The organism is Ferrovibrio terrae (assembly GCF_007197755.1).
GTDB lineage: Bacteria > Pseudomonadota > Alphaproteobacteria > Ferrovibrionales > Ferrovibrionaceae > Ferrovibrio > Ferrovibrio terrae.
On the sequence record NZ_CP041636.1, the window covers coordinates 1,765,046 to 1,781,136 of the forward strand.

Here is a 16,091-nt window from a genome sequence, read left to right on the forward strand (position 1 = left end):
TGTGGCGTATCCTCCCGGCCAAAGATCAGACTGCGATCAGCAGTCATGGGGGAACATGCAGGATTATCTGGTGAAGGCGGGCGTCGCAGACGCCGTCGCCCGCGAAGCAACCCTGTCGCCGCCGGGCCGTTGGCCCGATCTGAATGACCCGCGCTTCATACGCGTGCTGCGGCACTGGGCCGAGTGCCGCCAGGGCGCGATGACACCGCGCAGCGCCATCGACCCCGGTGCAATCCGCGACTGCCTGCCCAATGTCTGGATCTACCAGTATCTGCCCGAGGAGGACGATTTCATCTGCAGGCTGTCGGGCGAAGCGGTCAACCAGGCCTGGGGCCAGAGCCTGATTGGCAAGCGCGTCAGCGCGATCATGCCGGAAGCCATCATCGACCGTGTGCAGCTGCTCTATCGCAGCACGCTGCTGATGCCGGCAGTGCAGTTCAGCCGCCGCCGCATCCTGCCCAACGATGGCGTGGCGCAGAGCGCCGACCGCCTGATCGTGCCGCTGTCGCGCGACGACGGCAGCCCCTACGGGATATTCGGCCTCACGCTCTATTACCTCGGCAAGCAGAGCACGTTCGACGATCCGCGCGACATCCAGGGCCACGTCACCCTGTACGACTGCAACACCCTGCCGCCCACCTTCCCCTGAAGGCGCCGGCCAGAGGGGGTGTCTGTTTTTCAACCCTCAGATGCGTCGACGGCCCCCCTGACCCTCGCTTAGCATTGCCAGCATGGTGGGACAGGCTGGCAATGCGGGGGCGGCGGAGGGCGCGGTGGCGGAGCCAGGCGTCTGGCCGGTCTTTCGCGATCCGCGTTTCCTCACCCTGCTGCGTCACTGGGCGTCAAATCGCGTCGGACTGATGATGCCGCGTGCAGTCCTCGATCCCGTCGACATCAAGGCCTGTCTCGCCCATATCTGGCTGGCGCAATACCTGCCGGGCGAGGACAGCTTCGTCTTCCGCCTGGCCGGCGAGCGGGTCAATGAGGCCTGGGGCGCCAATATCACCGGCAAACGGTCGGAAGAGTTCATGCCCGCGGCCAGCGCCGTTACCGCCACGCAGATTTACCGCCGCATCCTGCTCACCCCCGCCGTTCATGTCGGCTATCGCCGCATCGAGCCGGCCGAGCGGCAGGAGAAGGGCGCCGAGCGGCTGGTGGTCCCGCTGAGTGACGCTGATGGCGGCCCCTGGGGCATCGTCGGCATGTCGCTGTATCACTTTAACCCGGTCACCGAGGCCGACCTGCCGCCCTATGTCGGGCCCGATGTCACCTATTATCCCTGTGCCGGGCTCCCGTCCGGCAGCCCTTAAGCCACATCCGAGTCGACCAGTGCGGCGGATTGTCGCAGCGCAGGGGTGCTCGGCCAGCCCCCCGCCGGAGCGTATATCGGGGGATCGCGGCTTTCAGGAATAGGTCAGAAAAACCCTAGTCTTGCTAGGGGGTTGATTTGGCACATGCGATCAATTCTTAACTAAAACCCACCCGGCTGCCGGCTTGACGCTGACTCACCCTGTTTCTATGGTGCCCGCGCTTTCTGGGGGCGGTCGCCTCTGGCGCCGGGGGTATTTGTCCATGGCCGAACAGGAACGACCGACACCAGCAGGCAGCGATGCCGACGATCCGGCGCTCGCCCGGCTCGACCGCGATCTAGAAGCGGTCCGGGTCAGGAAGGCAGCCGAGGCGGCCTCGCGGCGTCCGGATGCCGATCCCGCGCAGGTGCGGAATCTCGGCAAGGCCTGGTCGCTGGCGATCGAGATGGTCGCGGCGGTCGGTGTCTGTGTCTTCATCGGCTGGTGGGTAGACCGCTGGTTCGGGACGGCACCCTGGGGGCTGGTCGGATTTATCCTGCTCGGCATTGCCACGGCCATGTGGTCGGCGATCCGGACGGGCATGGCGATGCAGCGCGCGCAGCTCGAAGAGAGTGAGCGCGGCGCAAGGAAAGAAGGGGACTAACGTGGCAACCAGCCCGCTCGATCAATTCAAGGTCAAGTGCATCGCCTTTTGCGGCGAGGGCGGCCAGCTTCAGGCCTTCTCCTTCACCAACGCTTCCCTCTTCATGGTGCTGAGCGCCGCGGCCGCCGTGCTGCTGATGGTCTACGGCATGCGCCAGCGCAGCCTGGTGCCGGGCCGGCTGCAGTCGGTGGCGGAACTCTCCTACGAATTCGTCGCCAACATGGTGCGCGAAAACGTCGGCCCGAACGGCCGCGAATATTTCCCCTTCATCTTCTCGCTGTTCATCTTCGTGCTGATGGCGAACATGCTCGGCATGATCCCGTACAGCTTCACGGTGACCAGCCACATCATCGTCACCTTCGCGCTGGCGATGACCGTGTTCCTCGGCATCACGCTGATCGCGATCGTGCGCAACGGCATCCACTTCTTCACCCACTTCATGCCGTCGGGCGTGCCGATGTGGCTGGCGCCGATCATCGTGCCGATCGAGATCATCTCCTATCTCTCGCGCCCGATTTCGCTCAGCCTGCGTCTTTGCGCCAACATGCTGGCGGGTCACACCACGCTGAAGGTCTTCGCCGGCTTCGTCGTGTCGATGATCGGCATGGGCGGCGTGCTGTCGGCTTCGGGCTTGCTGCCGATGATCATGCTGATCGCGCTCACCGCGCTGGAATTCCTGATCGCCTTCCTGCAGGCCTACGTCTTCGCCATCCTCACCTGCCTCTATCTGGCTGAGGCCGTGAACATGGAACACCACTAAACTTTATCACCAGTTCAACCAAACCAGTTCAAACCTAGAAAGAAGGATGAGTATTATGGATCTTGCTTCAGCCAAGATGATCGGTGCCGGCATTGCTGCTATCGGCATGGGCGGCGCCGCGATCGGCGTGGGTCTGATCTTCGCGAACTTCCTCAACGGCGCGCTGCGCAATCCGGGCGCTGCCCCGAAGCTGTTCGGCAACCTGATGCTCGGCTTCGCGGTGACCGAAGCGCTCGGCATCTTCGCGCTGCTGATCGCGCTGCTGATCCTGTTCGTCTGAGTTAAATGCCTCAGCTCGATACAGCCACTTTTCTGCCGCAGCTCGTCTGGCTGCTGATCTCCTTCGTCGTCCTCTATGTGTTGATGGCGAAGGTAGCTCTGCCGCGCGTAGCTGAGGTGGTGGACGGGCGTCGCAAGCGCCTCGAACACGACCTCGAGGAAGCGGCACGGCTGAAGCGCGAGACTGAGAAGGCGATCGCCGACTACGAGCAGGCGCTGGCACAGGCCCGGGCGAAAGCCCAGGCCATTGCCGGTGAGACCCGGGCCCGCATCTCTGCTGAACAGGCGGCGGTGAAGGCCAAGCTCGAAGCCGAGATCACCGAGCGGACCAAGGCGGCGGAAGCCAGCATCCTCGCGGCCAAGCAGCAGGCGTTGAGCCAGCTGAAGGCGGTCGCGGCCGGTGCTGCCTCTGATGTCGTGGCCCGTATCAGCGGCACGGCGCCGAGCAACGATGCGGTTTCCACCGCCGTTGACCAGGCGCTCGCCAAACGCGGCGCATAGGGAACACAGATATGTTGCAGGACTCGACATTCTGGGTTCTCGTCGCCTTCGTCCTGTTCTTCGCCGGCATCTTCTATCTGAAGGTTCCGGGCAAGGTGCTGGGGCAGCTCGATGAGCGCGCCGCCCGCATCAAGAAGGACCTGGACGAGGCCGAGAAGCTGCACCAGGACGCGCAGCATCTTTTCGCCGAGTATCAGCGCAAGCAGCGCAACGCTCTGAAGGAAGCCGAGGAGATCGTCGCTGCGGCCGAGGCCGAGGCGAAGGCCCTGTTCAAGGAGACCGAGGCCGATCTGAAGATCAGCCTGGAGCGTCGCCGCAAGCAGGCCGAGGACAAGATCGCCCAGGCCGAGAAGCAGGCCGTGCAGGAAGTGCGCGATACTGCCGTTGAAATCGCCGTTGCCGCCGCCGGTGCGGTTCTGAGCCAGTCGCTGCAGGGACCTGCCGCCGCCGCCCAGATCGACCGCGCCATCGGCGACGTCAAGGCCAAGCTGCACTAAGCTCTCGCTGAAGCACACGGATACGAAAAGGGCCGCAGCGATGCGGCCCTTTTTCTTTGTGCTAGGCTGCCCTCAGCAAATACGGGGGACCCGCCATGCATATGCTGATGATGACGTCGCTGGGGCTGGCGCTGCTCGCCGCCTTCTGGTTCGTCGGCCGCATGCTGAATGTTCGCGCCGGCCGCGCGGTGATCAACGGTCCGCGCGTCTTCCTGCTCGTCTGGGCGGCGGTCAGTTTCTACAACGGCTATGTCGGCGTGACCAAGGCCGGCTACTCAGTGCAGGCCGAGCTGCTGGTGCATGTCGTGGTGTTCGGATTGCCGGCCGCGATCGCGGTCTGGCTGATGCTGCGGAAAGCTTAGTCGACCGTGCGGCAGAACACGCGGTAGAGCCGGATCACGTTGGCGTCCATGGCGCTGAGGCGGATCGCCCAGTGCTCGCCCTCGGTGATCGCCCATTCGCGCTCGTTCTCGTCGACCGCCTTGCCGAGCAGCTTCACTTCCTCGGCGTATCTGCCAAAGGACTCGATCACCGCGGCTTTGAGCTCGTGGGTGACGTCTTCCATGTAGCAGATGATGAAGTTCAGGCTTTCCAGTTCGGCCTGCAGGCCCTCGGGCGTCAGCAGATGCGGCTTCACCGGCTCGCGGTCCCACCACACTTCATAGACGCGGCTCTCGGTCGAACCGGTCAGCAGGAAATCGGTGAACATCAGCTGCCCGCCCGGCTTCATGGCGGCGCGCAGCTTGGCGAGCAGCAGGCGCTTGTCCTGCACGCTCATCAGCCCGTCCTTGGACAGGAAGACGTCGACGCTCTTGCGCTTGAAGCTGATATCGTCAAGCGCCGTCGATTTGATATTGGTGCGCTGTTTTACGCCCTGGCCTTTCGCCAGTTCGATCGAGACGGCGGCCAGGTCCGGATCGGGCTCATAGGCATCGATCCACAGATTCTCGCGCGCCATCATGCGCGACATGCCACCCATGCCGCTGCCCAGTTCGGTGATCGACATATTGGGATTGAGGCCGAGCGGCGCGGTCAGCGGCTTCATCAGCTCTTCGCCGCCGGGCGTGTTGAAGCCTTCGCCGAACAGCTTCTGCGCCACCTGCAGACGGCGCGGCGACCAGCTATCGATGCTGGGCACTTCCCTGGGCGCGTCCTCGGCCGGAAGATCGGTCGTGGACGGCTGTGTCGAGTAGTCCTTGACCATGTGTTGCATCACATAGTCATCGCCATGCCACCAGGCGCGCAGCTTGTCGCGCCAGGTCATGTCGTCGGACTGCTCAGAATTCTCCTTCGCCACCAAAGCCGTATCCAAATCAGAATCAGCCAAATTTAGAATCAGACTGTCTGCTGTAGCGCCGGGATGGTTGATTTTTGGTTGCCAAGCCCGCAGCGCGACGATGTCCGTGTCAAAAACACTGGCGCAGGGGGTGCCCATAAGCAAGCGCCCGCTGTTTAGGCGGGCGCTCTCATATACTTTAGATTTGGTTACCGTTCCTTCGGCCCAGTTCTTTTGGCTAAGAACGGCAGGCCGAAATCGTCAGGCTGCGGCGCTTTTAGCGACGCCAGTCTTCAGCGACGGCTGGCCATACGTTCGGGCAGCAGGTCGCGCACGCGACGACGGGCTTCGGTGTCGCGGATGCGGGCCGACTGGGCCGTGGTGATCAGGCGCGGCGCCGGCGGATTGGCCAGCACGGTGACCGGATCGGTCAGCAGGTTGTCGGCCAGTTGCTTGATCTCGGCCGGCAGGGTGGTGGCAAACACGATGGTCTGGCGCTCGGTCGGCGCGGCCTCGAAAATGGCGCGCAGTTCGTTGGTCACGCCCAGTTCGAGCATGCGGTCGGTCTCGTCCAGCACCATGATCTCGAGCTTGTTCAGCTCCAGCTGGCCGGCATTGATCAGTTCGACCACGCGACCGGGCGTGCCGATCAGGATGTCGATGCCGCGCGACAGGGCCTGCGCCTGCGCAGCCTTGCCCGGGCCTTCATAAACGGTGACCTGTGACAGCCGCACGAAGCGGCCGTAGGCGCGGAAGCTTTCCTGGATGTGCTGCACGCGCTCGCGCGACGTGGTCAGGATCAGGGCACGCACCTTGCGCGGACCGGCCGGATGACGGTCGATCGACAGGTGCTGCAGGATCGGCAGGGTGAAAGCCACGGTTTTGCCGGCGCCGGCTTCGGCCTGGCCCAGCAGATCGCGGCCCTGGAGCAGGTGCGGAATGGCCTTGGCCTGAATCGGCGTTGGCGCAACGTGCTTCTCAGCCGTCAGGGCGCGCTGAATGGGTTCAACAAGATCGAGGGAAGAGAATTGGCTGTTGCTCAAAATTGGCCTGCAAAGGTTAGTTACGCGGCAGGGATACCACTTGAGACCGTAACACCTGGAACCGGGCTTGAGTGACAAATTTTCCCTGTCCGGCAGCGTACGAAGCGCGGCGGCGAACGAAGGTTTTTGTCATGGAGGCCAGGATCTAGAGGCTACGGCTACGTCCGGCGGGGTACCGCGAACCCGCGTGATACTAGCGGTCGTTCCCTGTTTTGCAAGCGCGAAACAACGTGGTGCGACAATCGGGTAAAATCCACCAAAAACGCCGTTTTTCCGAGCCTGCCTTACAAAAAGCAAATGGGGACAAGAGTCTGGCTTTTCAAGCATATGCCAAAGATTTCCACAGCCGTTCTGCGGCGCTCCCGCGCCAGGCGCATGGCAGCCTTGCCCGCGCGGCAGACGGGCGAAACAGCCCCGGCCGGTGACGACTCGGGGCCGCTGTGCCAGGGGACTCGGTCTGGGCGGGAAATTGGTTAACGGGGCGGTTTTCAGGCGACTTTCCCTTACGGAAGCCGGGTGCCCGGCCAGAGTCATTTCAGGAGCCACGCCCGGGGCTGCGGCCGGGGCGTGGAAAACCGGTCCCGGCCCACCGTCTTTCTGGCCCCAATCCGCCTTGCATTCCCCGGGATTGGCCGCTAAAACCGCGCGCTCTACGTATCGGGCGTTCCGGCTAAAGGGCTGCCGAGTTCGTCTTGAAGATCACTCCATACCTCGGAGGTATATGAAATGCCCAAGTTGAAGACCAAGAGCTCGGCCAAGAAGCGCTTCAAGCTCACGGCTACGGGTAAGGTGAAGCGGGCCCATGCGGGCAAGCGTCACGGCATGATCAAGCGCACGAACAAGCAGATCCGGAATCATCGCGGCACCGCCGTGGTGTTCGAAGGCGATGCGCGCAAGATCATCAAGAACTACCTGCCCAACGCCTGAGTTAAGGAGACACCCACATGGCACGTGTTAAGCGGGGCGTTACCGCCCATGCCCGCCACAAGAAGGTCCTGAAGCTCGCCAAGGGCTATCGTGGCCGCAATTCCACTGTATTCCGCGTCGCGATCGAGAAGGTCGAAAAGGGCCTTCAGTATGCGTTCCGCGACCGTCGCGCCAAGAAGCGCAACTTCCGTTCGCTCTGGATCCAGCGCATCAACGCTGCGGCCCGCGAACAGGGGCTGACCTACGGCCGATTTATCAACGGCCTTGAGCTCGCCGGCATCGAGATCGACCGCAAGGTCCTGGCCGATCTCGCCGTGCATGAGCCCGAGGCTTTCAACGCCCTGGTGGCGCAGGCCAAAGCGGCCCTGCCTGCCGCGGCGGCCTGATCGGCCCGCACTCGCCAGTTCAATATTAGCGACCGTTTGCGAAGGGGGCCGTCACCACGGCCCCCTTTGTTTTTGTCTGCACTGAAAAAGAAGAGTCCCAATGACCGAGATCGCCAGGCTGGCTGCTGAAACCGAAAGCGCAGTCGCCACTGCCCAGACTCTGGATGCCCTGGAAGAGGCCCGCCTTGCCGTGCTCGGCAAGAAGGGCTGGCTCTCGGCGGCGATGAAGGAACTCGGCGCGCTGTCACCTGAGGACCGCAAGACGCGCGCTACGCAGCTCAATGAAGTGAAGGATCGTGTCACGGCATCGCTCGAGGCGCGCAAGACCGTGCTGGCCGATGCCGCCATCGAGGCAAGGCTGAAGGCCGAAACGCTCGACATGACGCTGCCGCTGGCCGAGAGCGCCGAACAGGCCGGCCGCATCCATCCGGTCAGCCAGGTGATCGACGAGATCACCGAGATTTTCGCGGCGATGGGGTTCAGCATCGCCGAGGGTCCGGATATCGAGGACGACTTCCACAATTTCACCGCGCTGAACATCCCGCCCGAACATCCGGCGCGGCAGATGCAGGATACCTTCTATCTGCCCAAGCGCGGCGCAGATGGCGAGCAGATCGTGCTGCGCACGCATACCTCGCCGGTGCAGGTGCGCACCATGCGCGGCGGTCCGCCGCCCTATCGCATCATCGTGCCGGGCCGCACATACCGCAGCGACTACGACATGACGCACACGCCGATGTTCCATCAGGTGGAGGGTCTGGTGATCGACCGCGCCATCCATATGGGTCACCTCAAGGGCGTGCTGACCGAATTCTGCAAGGCCTTCTTCGAGACCGACAAGGTGAAGATGCGCTTCCGCCCGAGCTATTTCCCCTTCACCGAACCCTCGGCCGAAGTGGACATCAACTGCTCGCGCGACGGCGGCGTGCTGCGCGTGGGCGAGGGCAATGACTGGCTCGAAATCCTCGGCTCCGGCATGGTCAACCCCAAGGTGCTGGAGTATTGCGGCCTCGATCCGAATGAATGGCAGGGCTTTGCCTTCGGCATGGGCATCGACCGCATCGCCATGCTGAAATACGGCATCCCGGATCTGCGCAGCTTCTTCGATGCCGATCTGCGCTGGCTCAAGCATTACGGTTTCGTGCCGCTCGACATTCCCACGCTGGGTCAGGGAGTCGCGCGATGAAATTCACGCTCGCCTGGCTCAAGAGCCATCTCGACACCTCTGCGTCGCTGGATGAAATCGCCGCGAAGCTGACCGCCATCGGCCTGGAAGTGGAAGGCATCGAGGATCGCGCCGCGATCTTCGCGCCTTTCATCGTGGCCGAGGTGAAAAAGGCCGAGCAGCATCCCAATGCCGACAAGCTGCGGGTCTGCGAAGTCTTCACCGGCACCGAAACCATCCAGGTCGTCTGCGGCGCGCCGAATGCGCGCGCCGGCATGAAGGGGATTTTCGCGCCGGCCGGCTCGACCGTGCCGGGCACGCAACTGCTGCTGAAAGCGACCACCATTCGCGGCGTGGCCTCGAACGGCATGCTCTGCTCCGAACGCGAGATGGGCCTGACCGACGAGCATACCGGCATCATCGACCTGCCGCTCGACACGCCGCTGGGCGCTCCGATGGCCAAGGTCTTCGGCCTCGATGATCCCGTGATCGAGATCAAGCTGACGCCGAACCGCGGCGACTGTCTGGGTGTGCGCGGCATTGCGCGCGATCTGGCCGCGGCCGGTCTCGGCACGCTCAAGCCTTACGCGGTGCCGTCGATCAAGGGCAGCTTCAAGAGTCCGATCGGCGTGTCGCTCGATTTCCCGGCCGGCGTGGAAAATGCCTGCCCGGTTTTCGCCGGGCGTTACATTCGTGGCGTGAAGAACGGTCCGTCGCCGGCCTGGCTGCAGCAGCGCCTCAAGGCCATTGGTCTGCGTCCGATTTCGGCTCTGGTCGATATCACCAACTTCTTCACCTACGATCTCGGCCGCCCGCTGCATGTCTTCGATGCCGCCAAGGTGAAGGGCAACATCACCGCCCGTCTGGCCAAGACCGGCGAAAAGCTGCTGGCGCTGGACGGCAAGGAATACACGCTCGACGACAGCATCACTGTCATCGCCGACGAGAACGGCCCGGAAGGCCTTGGCGGTGTGATGGGTGGCGAACATACCGGCTGTTCCTTCGACACCACCGAGGTCTTCCTCGAATCCGCCTGGTTCGATCCGGTGCGCACGGCCACCACCGGCCGCAAGCTCGGCATTCATTCCGATGCGCGCCATCGCTTCGAGCGCATCGTCGATCCCGCCTTCATCCAGGGCGGCGTCGAGGTCGGCACGCAGATGATCCTCGATCTCTGCGGCGGCGAGGCCTCCGAGGTCGTGCTGGCCGGCAAGGCGCCCGACTGGAAAAAGACCGTCAGCTTGAGGCCCTCGCGCCTCCTCGGCCTGGTCGGTTTCGATCTGCCGGTCGCGGAGCAGACCCGCATCCTGGAATCGCTTGGCTTCACGATTGCCAAAAGCGGCGATGTCCTGTCGGTCGATGTGCCGTCCTGGCGTCCCGATATCGACGGCGAAGCCGATCTGGTCGAGGAAATCGCGCGCCAGCATGGTTTCGACGCCATTCCGGCCGAACCATTGCCGCCTTTGCGCGCCGTGCCAGCGCCGGCCGTGAGCGCCGGGCAGCGTCGCGTGCGTGTCGCCCGTCGTGCGCTCGCCGCGCGTGGCCTCACCGAAGCCGTCACTTACTCCTTCATCCGCGGCACGGAAGCCGAAGTCTTCGGCGGCGGGCAGGAGGAATTGCGTCTGGTCAATCCGATCAGCGCCGATATGGACACGATGCGGCCCTCGATCCTGCCCGGCCTGATTGCGACGGCGAAACGCAACATGGATCGTGGCCAGATGGATGTCGCGCTGTTCGAGATCGGACCGCAATATGCCTCTGTTGCCATGGATGGCCAGTCCATCGTGGCGACCGGCCTGCGTCGCGGCGCCACTGGCGCACGCCACTGGCGCGACCGCCCGCGTAACGTCGATGGCTACGATGCCAAGGCCGATGCGCTCGCCGCGCTGTCTGCGGCCGGCGTCGACACCGCGCCGCTGATGGTGATGGATGGCGCACCCGGCTGGTATCATCCGGGCCGCTCGGGCACCTTGCGCCTTGGCCCGAAAACCGTGCTGGCCACCTTTGGCGAATTGCATCCGCGCGTGCTGCAGACTCTCGACATCAAGGGACCGGTCGTGGCCTTTGAAGTCTGGCTCGAACGTATCCCGGCCAGCCGTGGCAAGGCGGGTGTCCGCACCAAGCCGGCGCTGAAGCTGGCCGAACTGCAGGCGGTGGAGCGCGATTTCGCCTTCATTGTCGATGCGGATGTGCAGGCGGAAAATCTGCTGAAAGCCGTGCGCGGGTCAGACAAGGCGCTGATCGCACGCGCCTCCGTGTTCGACGTCTTCTCCGGCGCGGGCATCCCCGAGGGCAAGAAGTCGCTGGCGATCACCGTGCGGCTTGAGCCGCAACAGCAGACGCTGACCGATGCCGAGATCGAGGCGGTGGCGAAGAAGATCGTGGCAGCGGCCGAGAAGGCCTGCGGCGCCACGCTCCGTGCGTAACGGCTGATCATGCTGGTGCTCGGCGTCCATTCCGGTTGGCAGGACGCCGGCGCCGCTGTCTTTGATGGCAGCCGTCTGCTGGCTGCCGTGCCGCTGGCGCGGCTGAGCGGCGTGATGCGCGATGGCGGGCGTCTTCCCAATGAGGCGATCGGAGAGTGCCTCGACATCGCGAATCTGCGCGCCGGTGATATTGCCGGGCTGGCGTTGAGCCAGGGTCTGTTCCCGGGCCGGCATTTCCGCGCACTGTCCTTGCCCCGGCGTGTCGGCCGTGGCTTGCGCAGCCTGCTCGGCCGCGACACGCCAATCAGCCTGCCGGACGAGGCGCGCAAGCATAACCGCAGCTCACCCGACAGCCTGCTCGACCTCGGGCTGCTCGCCGGCGATCTCGGCCTCAACCGCCATGTGCAGACGCGGCTGTATGGCCGGCATGAGGCTTACGCGCTGCTGGCGCTGGCCGATGCGCCCTGGGCCGACGACACGCTGGTCTTCACGGCGGACCAGACCGGCTGCGCCGCGCGCGTGCTGAAATACGGTCGCCTTGCCGTGCTGTACGAAGACAGCGAAGGCAGTGCCGCAGATTCACCCAGTCGAGACTCTCTGGGTCGCCTTGTGGGTCTTGCCATCGACGGTCTTGGCCTGCCCGATATGGCCGCACTGTTCGCGCTCGGATTGCAGGCGGAGCCGATCTTCGGCGAAGCCTTCCGTGCCCATGTCACTGTCGATGCACAGGGACATATCAATACCGATTTCTCCGACGAAGGCGGCGCGGCGCGGTGGCTGCGCCGGCTCGCCGAGGATCAGGCGCCGGAGCTGCTTGCCGCCTCGCTCAACCTGCTGCTGGCCGACCGTTTCGCCGAAGCGATCAGGGCGCTGCTCGACCGTCACAGCCTGCGCCGCGTGGCTCTGGCCGGGCCGCTGCTGGCCGATCCGGTTCTGCTGCTGCAGTTGCAGACGCGGCTGGGCGAGGGTGTCGCCATCTCGGCGCAGCTGATGGAGGAAAGCGCCTTGCCGATGGGCGGTGCGCTCACCCTTCTGTTGCAGCAGGACGGTCTCGACGCATTTTTGCGCCAGCGCCGGCCATTGCGTGACGCCGCCTGGGGCCGTGACTACACCGGCGATCTCGATCCGGTGCTGGGCAATGCCGGCTGCCGCATGGTCAGCCGGGATCCGCTGCGCGCCGCCGCCGCCTTGCTGAATGCCGGCAAGGTGATCGCTATCGGCGACGGCCGCGGCATCGGCAGCAGCGGCGGCATCAATCGCCTGATCCTGTTCGCCGGCAGCGATGCCGCATTGCCGGCCCAGGTGAATGCGCGGCTCGATCGCCCGGCCTTCGTGCCGCCCACGCTCTATGCGCCGCGTGCGGCGCTGATCGAGCTGCTGCCGGATTGGCGCGATCCGGCGGTGGCCGCAGTGCTCGCCCCGCGCTGGGTGCCGCAGCTGCCGGCCGCGGCACAGCAGCCGCTGCGCGCCGATGAGGTGGACGAATTGCGGCATCCGCTGCTGCATGGCCTGATCGAGACCTACAAGTCGCTGTGCTGGCTGCCCGGCCTGCTGGGTCTGCCGATGCAGATCGGCAACGAACCCGCGCTGGATGCCCCGTCCGACATGCTGCGCCTGCTGCGCGAGGGACGTGTGGATTACATCGTCACCGACCAGGCAGTGTGGGAGCGGGGCGTATAAGGCTGGCCGCTATGCCGCCCCGGCATCGAGTGAGGCAACAGCGGCATTGGCCGCCGCCTGCGCCTGCGCGCTAAACTCTTCCGTACAAATATAAAACCGGAGGAAACCCCCAATGCGTCATCTGATGATTGCGGCAGCCTTGCTGCCCGTTCTGGCCGCCGCGCCCGCTCTTGCGCAGGCCTGGCCGTCCAAGCCGATCACCGTCGTGGTGCCCTATGCCGCCGGCGGCCCGACCGATACGGTCGCGCGCCTGACCGCGCTGGGCCTGTCGCGCCAGCTCAACAACCATACCGTGGTGGTCGAAAACGCCACCGGTGCCGGCGGCACCATCGGCGCCAACCGCGTCGCCACCGCCGAACCCGATGGCCATACTTTGCTGGTGCATCATGTCGGCATCTCCACGGCGGCGACGCTGTATCGCAAACTGCCGTATGATACCAGGACCTCGTTCGCGCCGATCGCGCTGCTGACCGATTCGGCAATGACCATCATCGCGCGCGATGATTTTCCGCCCAACACGCTGCCCGAACTGGTCGCCCATCTGAAGAAAGAGGGTAACAAGGTCTCCTATGGCAATGCCGGTATCGGCGCCGCCTCGCATCTCTGCGGCATGCTGATGATGTCGGCCATGGATGTGCAGCTCAACACGGTCGGTTATCGCGGCAATGCGCCGGTGATGCAGGACCTGCTGGGCAAGACGCTCGACATGACCTGCGACCAGGCCACCAACACCACCGGCCAGATCAAGGCCAAGAAGGTGAAGGCCTATGCCATCACCACCAAGCAGCGCCTGGCCGACCTGCCCGACCTGCCGACCGCCGACGAGGCCGGCCTGAAGGGCTTCGAGGTCAATGTCTGGCACGCGCTTTATGCGCCGAAGGGCACGCCGGAGGCGACCGTGCAGAAGCTGGCCGGTGCTGTGCGGGGCCTGCTGAAGGATGCCGAAATCGTCAAACGCTTCGCCGATATCAACACCACGGTGGCCTCGGATGCGCGGGCGACCCCGGCGGCGCTGAAGGCGCATCTGGACGCCGAAATCGAGAAATGGGCCCCGCTGATCAAGGCGGCCGGCCAATATGCTGACTAAGACTGGATGCTGACTGAAACTGAGTAAACTGCTTAAGTCTCCCCAGATTTGAAAATCAAAAAAGGACGCGTGAACTCATGGCCAAGAAACACAGGATCGCGGTGATCCCCGGCGACGGCATCGGCAAGGAAGTGGTGCCGGAAGGCGTGCAGGTGCTGGATGCGGTGGCGCGCCGCTTCGGCATCGATTTCGCCTACGACCATTTCGACTGGAGCGTCGATCACTATATGAAGCATGGCGCGATGATGCCGGCCGACTGGAAAGACAAGATCGGCGGCCATGACGCCATCTTCTTCGGTGCGGTCGGCTGGCCGGAGAAAGTGCCGGACCATATCTCGCTCTGGGGCTCGCTGATCCAGTGGCGCCGCGAATTCGACCAGTATGTCAATCTGCGTCCGGTGCGCCTGATGCCGGGCATCCCGTCGCCGCTGGCCAATCGCAAGGTCGGCGATATCGACTTCTACGTCGTGCGCGAGAATACCGAGGGCGAATATTCCTCGATCGGCGGCCGCATGTTCCATGGCACCGAGCGTGAATTCGTCGTGCAGGAAACCATCCTCAGCCGCATCGGCACGGATCGGATTCTCAAGTTCGCCTTCGAGCTGGCGCAGAGCCGGCCGAAGAAGCATCTCACCTCGGCCACCAAGTCGAACGGCATCTCGATCACCATGCCCTACTGGGACGAGCGCGTGGCCGAGATGAAGAAGAGCTATCCGGGCGTCAAGGTCGACCAGTATCACATCGACATTCTCACTGCGCATTTCGTGCAGCATCCCGACTGGTTCGATGTCGTGGTCGGTTCCAACCTGTTCGGCGACATCCTGTCCGATTTGGGCCCGGCCTGCACCGGCACCATCGGCATCGCGCCTTCGGCCAACCTCAACCCGGAACGTAAATTCCCCTCGCTGTTCGAGCCCGTGCATGGCTCGGCGCCGGACATTGCCGGCAAGGGGATTGCCAATCCCGTGGGCCAGATCTGGTGCGGCGCGATGATGCTCGAGCATCTCGGCCACAAGGACGCGTCCGACGCGGTGATGAAGGCGATCGAGGAGGTGCTCGAAGCCGGGCCTCGTACCCCCGACATGGGCGGTCAGGCCAATACGAAGGATGTCGGCAAGGCGATCGCCGAAGCGGTGGCGAAGGGCTGAGACTTCAGGTCATCCGGAGAAAGCGAAACGGCCGGGGCTTCACCTCCGGCCGTTTTCATTTTTCGCCTGCATTCACATGCCGGCTTCAACGGGCATTCCCACGTCAGTCTGCGACGTCACGCTCCGGTTTTAACGGACAGGGACACAACGCGATGACACCCTCCGATCTCGAAGCGGTCAAGACGCGGCAGCAGGCCGCCTGGTCGTCGGGTGATTATGCAATTGTGGGGACGACATTGCAGATCGTCGGCGAGCAGCTGTGCGAAAGCCTCGATCTGCGGCCCGGCGCCAGGGTGCTGGATGTCGCGGCCGGCAACGGCAATGCCAGCCTGGCGGCGGCACGGCGCTGGGCCAGCGTCACCTCCACCGATTATGTGCCCGAGCTGCTGGAGCGCGGTCGCGAACGCGCCGGCGCCGAACGGCTGGATATCAGCTTCCGCACCGCCGATGCCGAGGCGCTGCCGTTCACCGACCACAGCTTCGATGTCGTGGTTTCCACTTTCGGCGTGATGTTCACCGCCAACCATGACCGCGCCGCCGGCGAACTGCTGCGCGTCTGCCGGCCGGGCGGCAAGATCGGGCTGGCCAACTGGACGCCGGACGGCTTCATCGGCGAGATGTTCAGAATCCTCGGCCGCTATATCGCGCCGCCGCCGGGCACCCGGCCGCCGCCGCAATGGGGCTCGCTCGCGCGGATCGAGGAGATGTTTGCAGCAAATGCCGATATTCAGGCCGAACGGCGGGTGTTCAATTTCCGCTATCGCTCGGCCGAACACTGGCTGCATATCTTCCGCAGCTATTACGGCCCGACGCTGAAGGCCTTTGCCGCCCTGCCCGCCGCCGCGCAGGCGGCGCTGGAGGAAGATCTGCTGGCCAACGTGCGGCAGTTCAACCATGCCGGCGATGGCACGATGGTGGTGCCGTCGGAATATCTGGAGGCAATAATCGTGACGCGCTAAGCGC

Annotated in this window: 18 protein-coding genes; 16 read left to right on the forward strand and 2 right to left on the reverse strand. The window is 64.3% G+C overall.

All coding sequences use genetic code 11. From position 1 onward, the window contains the following. The first annotated feature begins 55 nt into the window (after nucleotides 1-55). The 8 genes from FNB15_RS08655 (at nucleotide 56) to FNB15_RS08690 (ending at nucleotide 4,352) form a co-directional block, all read left to right on the forward strand. Nucleotides 56-649, forward strand: coding sequence for a PAS domain-containing protein (locus tag FNB15_RS08655; protein ID WP_144068311.1), 594 nt, complete (start codon nucleotides 56-58; stop codon nucleotides 647-649). Nucleotides 650-731: 82 nt separating this feature from the next. Next, nucleotides 732-1,310, forward strand: a complete 579-nt coding sequence (locus FNB15_RS08660; RefSeq protein ID WP_144068312.1) for a PAS domain-containing protein — start codon at nucleotides 732-734, stop codon at nucleotides 1,308-1,310. A 262-nt stretch (nucleotides 1,311-1,572) separates the two neighbouring features. Continuing rightward, nucleotides 1,573-1,953: an AtpZ/AtpI family protein gene (locus FNB15_RS08665; RefSeq protein WP_185973783.1), complete on the forward strand. Its 381-nt coding sequence runs from the start codon at nucleotides 1,573-1,575 to the stop codon at nucleotides 1,951-1,953. Nucleotide 1,954: 1 nt separating this feature from the next. Beyond that, nucleotides 1,955-2,713, forward strand: coding sequence for a F0F1 ATP synthase subunit A (locus FNB15_RS08670; RefSeq protein WP_144068314.1), 759 nt, complete (start codon nucleotides 1,955-1,957; stop codon nucleotides 2,711-2,713). A 55-nt stretch (nucleotides 2,714-2,768) separates the two neighbouring features. Beyond that, nucleotides 2,769-2,993, forward strand: coding sequence for a F0F1 ATP synthase subunit C (locus FNB15_RS08675; RefSeq protein WP_144068315.1), 225 nt, complete (start codon nucleotides 2,769-2,771; stop codon nucleotides 2,991-2,993). Between the two features lie 5 nt (nucleotides 2,994-2,998). Then, complete coding sequence (locus tag FNB15_RS08680; protein ID WP_144068316.1) at nucleotides 2,999-3,493, forward strand: F0F1 ATP synthase subunit B family protein; 495 nt, start codon at nucleotides 2,999-3,001, stop codon at nucleotides 3,491-3,493. Between the two features lie 11 nt (nucleotides 3,494-3,504). Continuing rightward, nucleotides 3,505-3,990 (forward strand): F0F1 ATP synthase subunit B family protein, encoded by a 486-nt coding sequence (locus FNB15_RS08685; RefSeq protein WP_144068317.1) that lies wholly within the window; start codon nucleotides 3,505-3,507, stop codon nucleotides 3,988-3,990. A gap of 95 nt (nucleotides 3,991-4,085) precedes the next feature. Further along, nucleotides 4,086-4,352, forward strand: a complete 267-nt coding sequence (locus FNB15_RS08690) for a hypothetical protein (protein ID WP_144068318.1) — start codon at nucleotides 4,086-4,088, stop codon at nucleotides 4,350-4,352. Here FNB15_RS08690 and FNB15_RS08695 read toward each other — a convergent pair. Both FNB15_RS08695 and FNB15_RS08700 read right to left on the reverse strand, forming a co-directional pair. Next, nucleotides 4,349-5,287: a class I SAM-dependent methyltransferase gene (locus FNB15_RS08695; protein ID WP_185973784.1), complete on the reverse strand. Its 939-nt coding sequence runs from the start codon at nucleotides 5,285-5,287 to the stop codon at nucleotides 4,349-4,351. The two genes, FNB15_RS08690 and FNB15_RS08695, sit on opposite strands and share 4 nt — an antisense overlap. A 272-nt stretch (nucleotides 5,288-5,559) precedes the next feature. Beyond that, nucleotides 5,560-6,309, reverse strand: a complete 750-nt coding sequence (locus FNB15_RS08700; protein WP_185973785.1) for a DEAD/DEAH box helicase — start codon at nucleotides 6,307-6,309, stop codon at nucleotides 5,560-5,562. Nucleotides 6,310-7,035: 726 nt separating this feature from the next. Here FNB15_RS08700 and rpmI point away from each other — a divergent pair. The 8 genes from rpmI (at nucleotide 7,036) to FNB15_RS08740 (ending at nucleotide 16,087) form a co-directional block, all read left to right on the forward strand. Next, nucleotides 7,036-7,236 (forward strand): 50S ribosomal protein L35, encoded by a 201-nt coding sequence (gene rpmI / locus FNB15_RS08705; protein WP_144068321.1) that lies wholly within the window; start codon nucleotides 7,036-7,038, stop codon nucleotides 7,234-7,236. 17 nt (nucleotides 7,237-7,253) lie between these two features. Continuing rightward, entirely contained in the window at nucleotides 7,254-7,622 is a 369-nt protein-coding gene (rplT, locus tag FNB15_RS08710; RefSeq protein WP_144068322.1) for a 50S ribosomal protein L20, read from the forward strand. A gap of 100 nt (nucleotides 7,623-7,722) precedes the next feature. Further along, entirely contained in the window at nucleotides 7,723-8,808 is a 1,086-nt protein-coding gene (pheS, locus tag FNB15_RS08715) for a phenylalanine--tRNA ligase subunit alpha (protein ID WP_144068323.1), read from the forward strand. Then, nucleotides 8,805-11,213, forward strand: coding sequence for a phenylalanine--tRNA ligase subunit beta (gene pheT, locus FNB15_RS08720; RefSeq protein WP_144068324.1), 2,409 nt, complete (start codon nucleotides 8,805-8,807; stop codon nucleotides 11,211-11,213). Before pheS ends, pheT begins: the two co-directional genes overlap by 4 nt. A gap of 9 nt (nucleotides 11,214-11,222) precedes the next feature. After that, nucleotides 11,223-12,893 carry a hypothetical protein gene (locus FNB15_RS08725; protein WP_144068325.1) on the forward strand — a complete coding sequence of 557 codons (1,671 nt, stop codon included), beginning with the start codon at nucleotides 11,223-11,225 and terminating at the stop codon, nucleotides 12,891-12,893. A gap of 112 nt (nucleotides 12,894-13,005) precedes the next feature. Further along, nucleotides 13,006-13,980 carry a tripartite tricarboxylate transporter substrate-binding protein gene (locus tag FNB15_RS08730; protein ID WP_144068326.1) on the forward strand — a complete coding sequence of 325 codons (975 nt, stop codon included), beginning with the start codon at nucleotides 13,006-13,008 and terminating at the stop codon, nucleotides 13,978-13,980. A 77-nt stretch (nucleotides 13,981-14,057) separates the two neighbouring features. After that, nucleotides 14,058-15,128: a tartrate dehydrogenase gene (locus FNB15_RS08735; RefSeq protein ID WP_144068327.1), complete on the forward strand. Its 1,071-nt coding sequence runs from the start codon at nucleotides 14,058-14,060 to the stop codon at nucleotides 15,126-15,128. A gap of 152 nt (nucleotides 15,129-15,280) precedes the next feature. Further along, nucleotides 15,281-16,087 (forward strand): class I SAM-dependent methyltransferase, encoded by an 807-nt coding sequence (locus FNB15_RS08740; protein WP_144068328.1) that lies wholly within the window; start codon nucleotides 15,281-15,283, stop codon nucleotides 16,085-16,087. Nucleotides 16,088-16,091 lie beyond the last annotated feature (4 nt).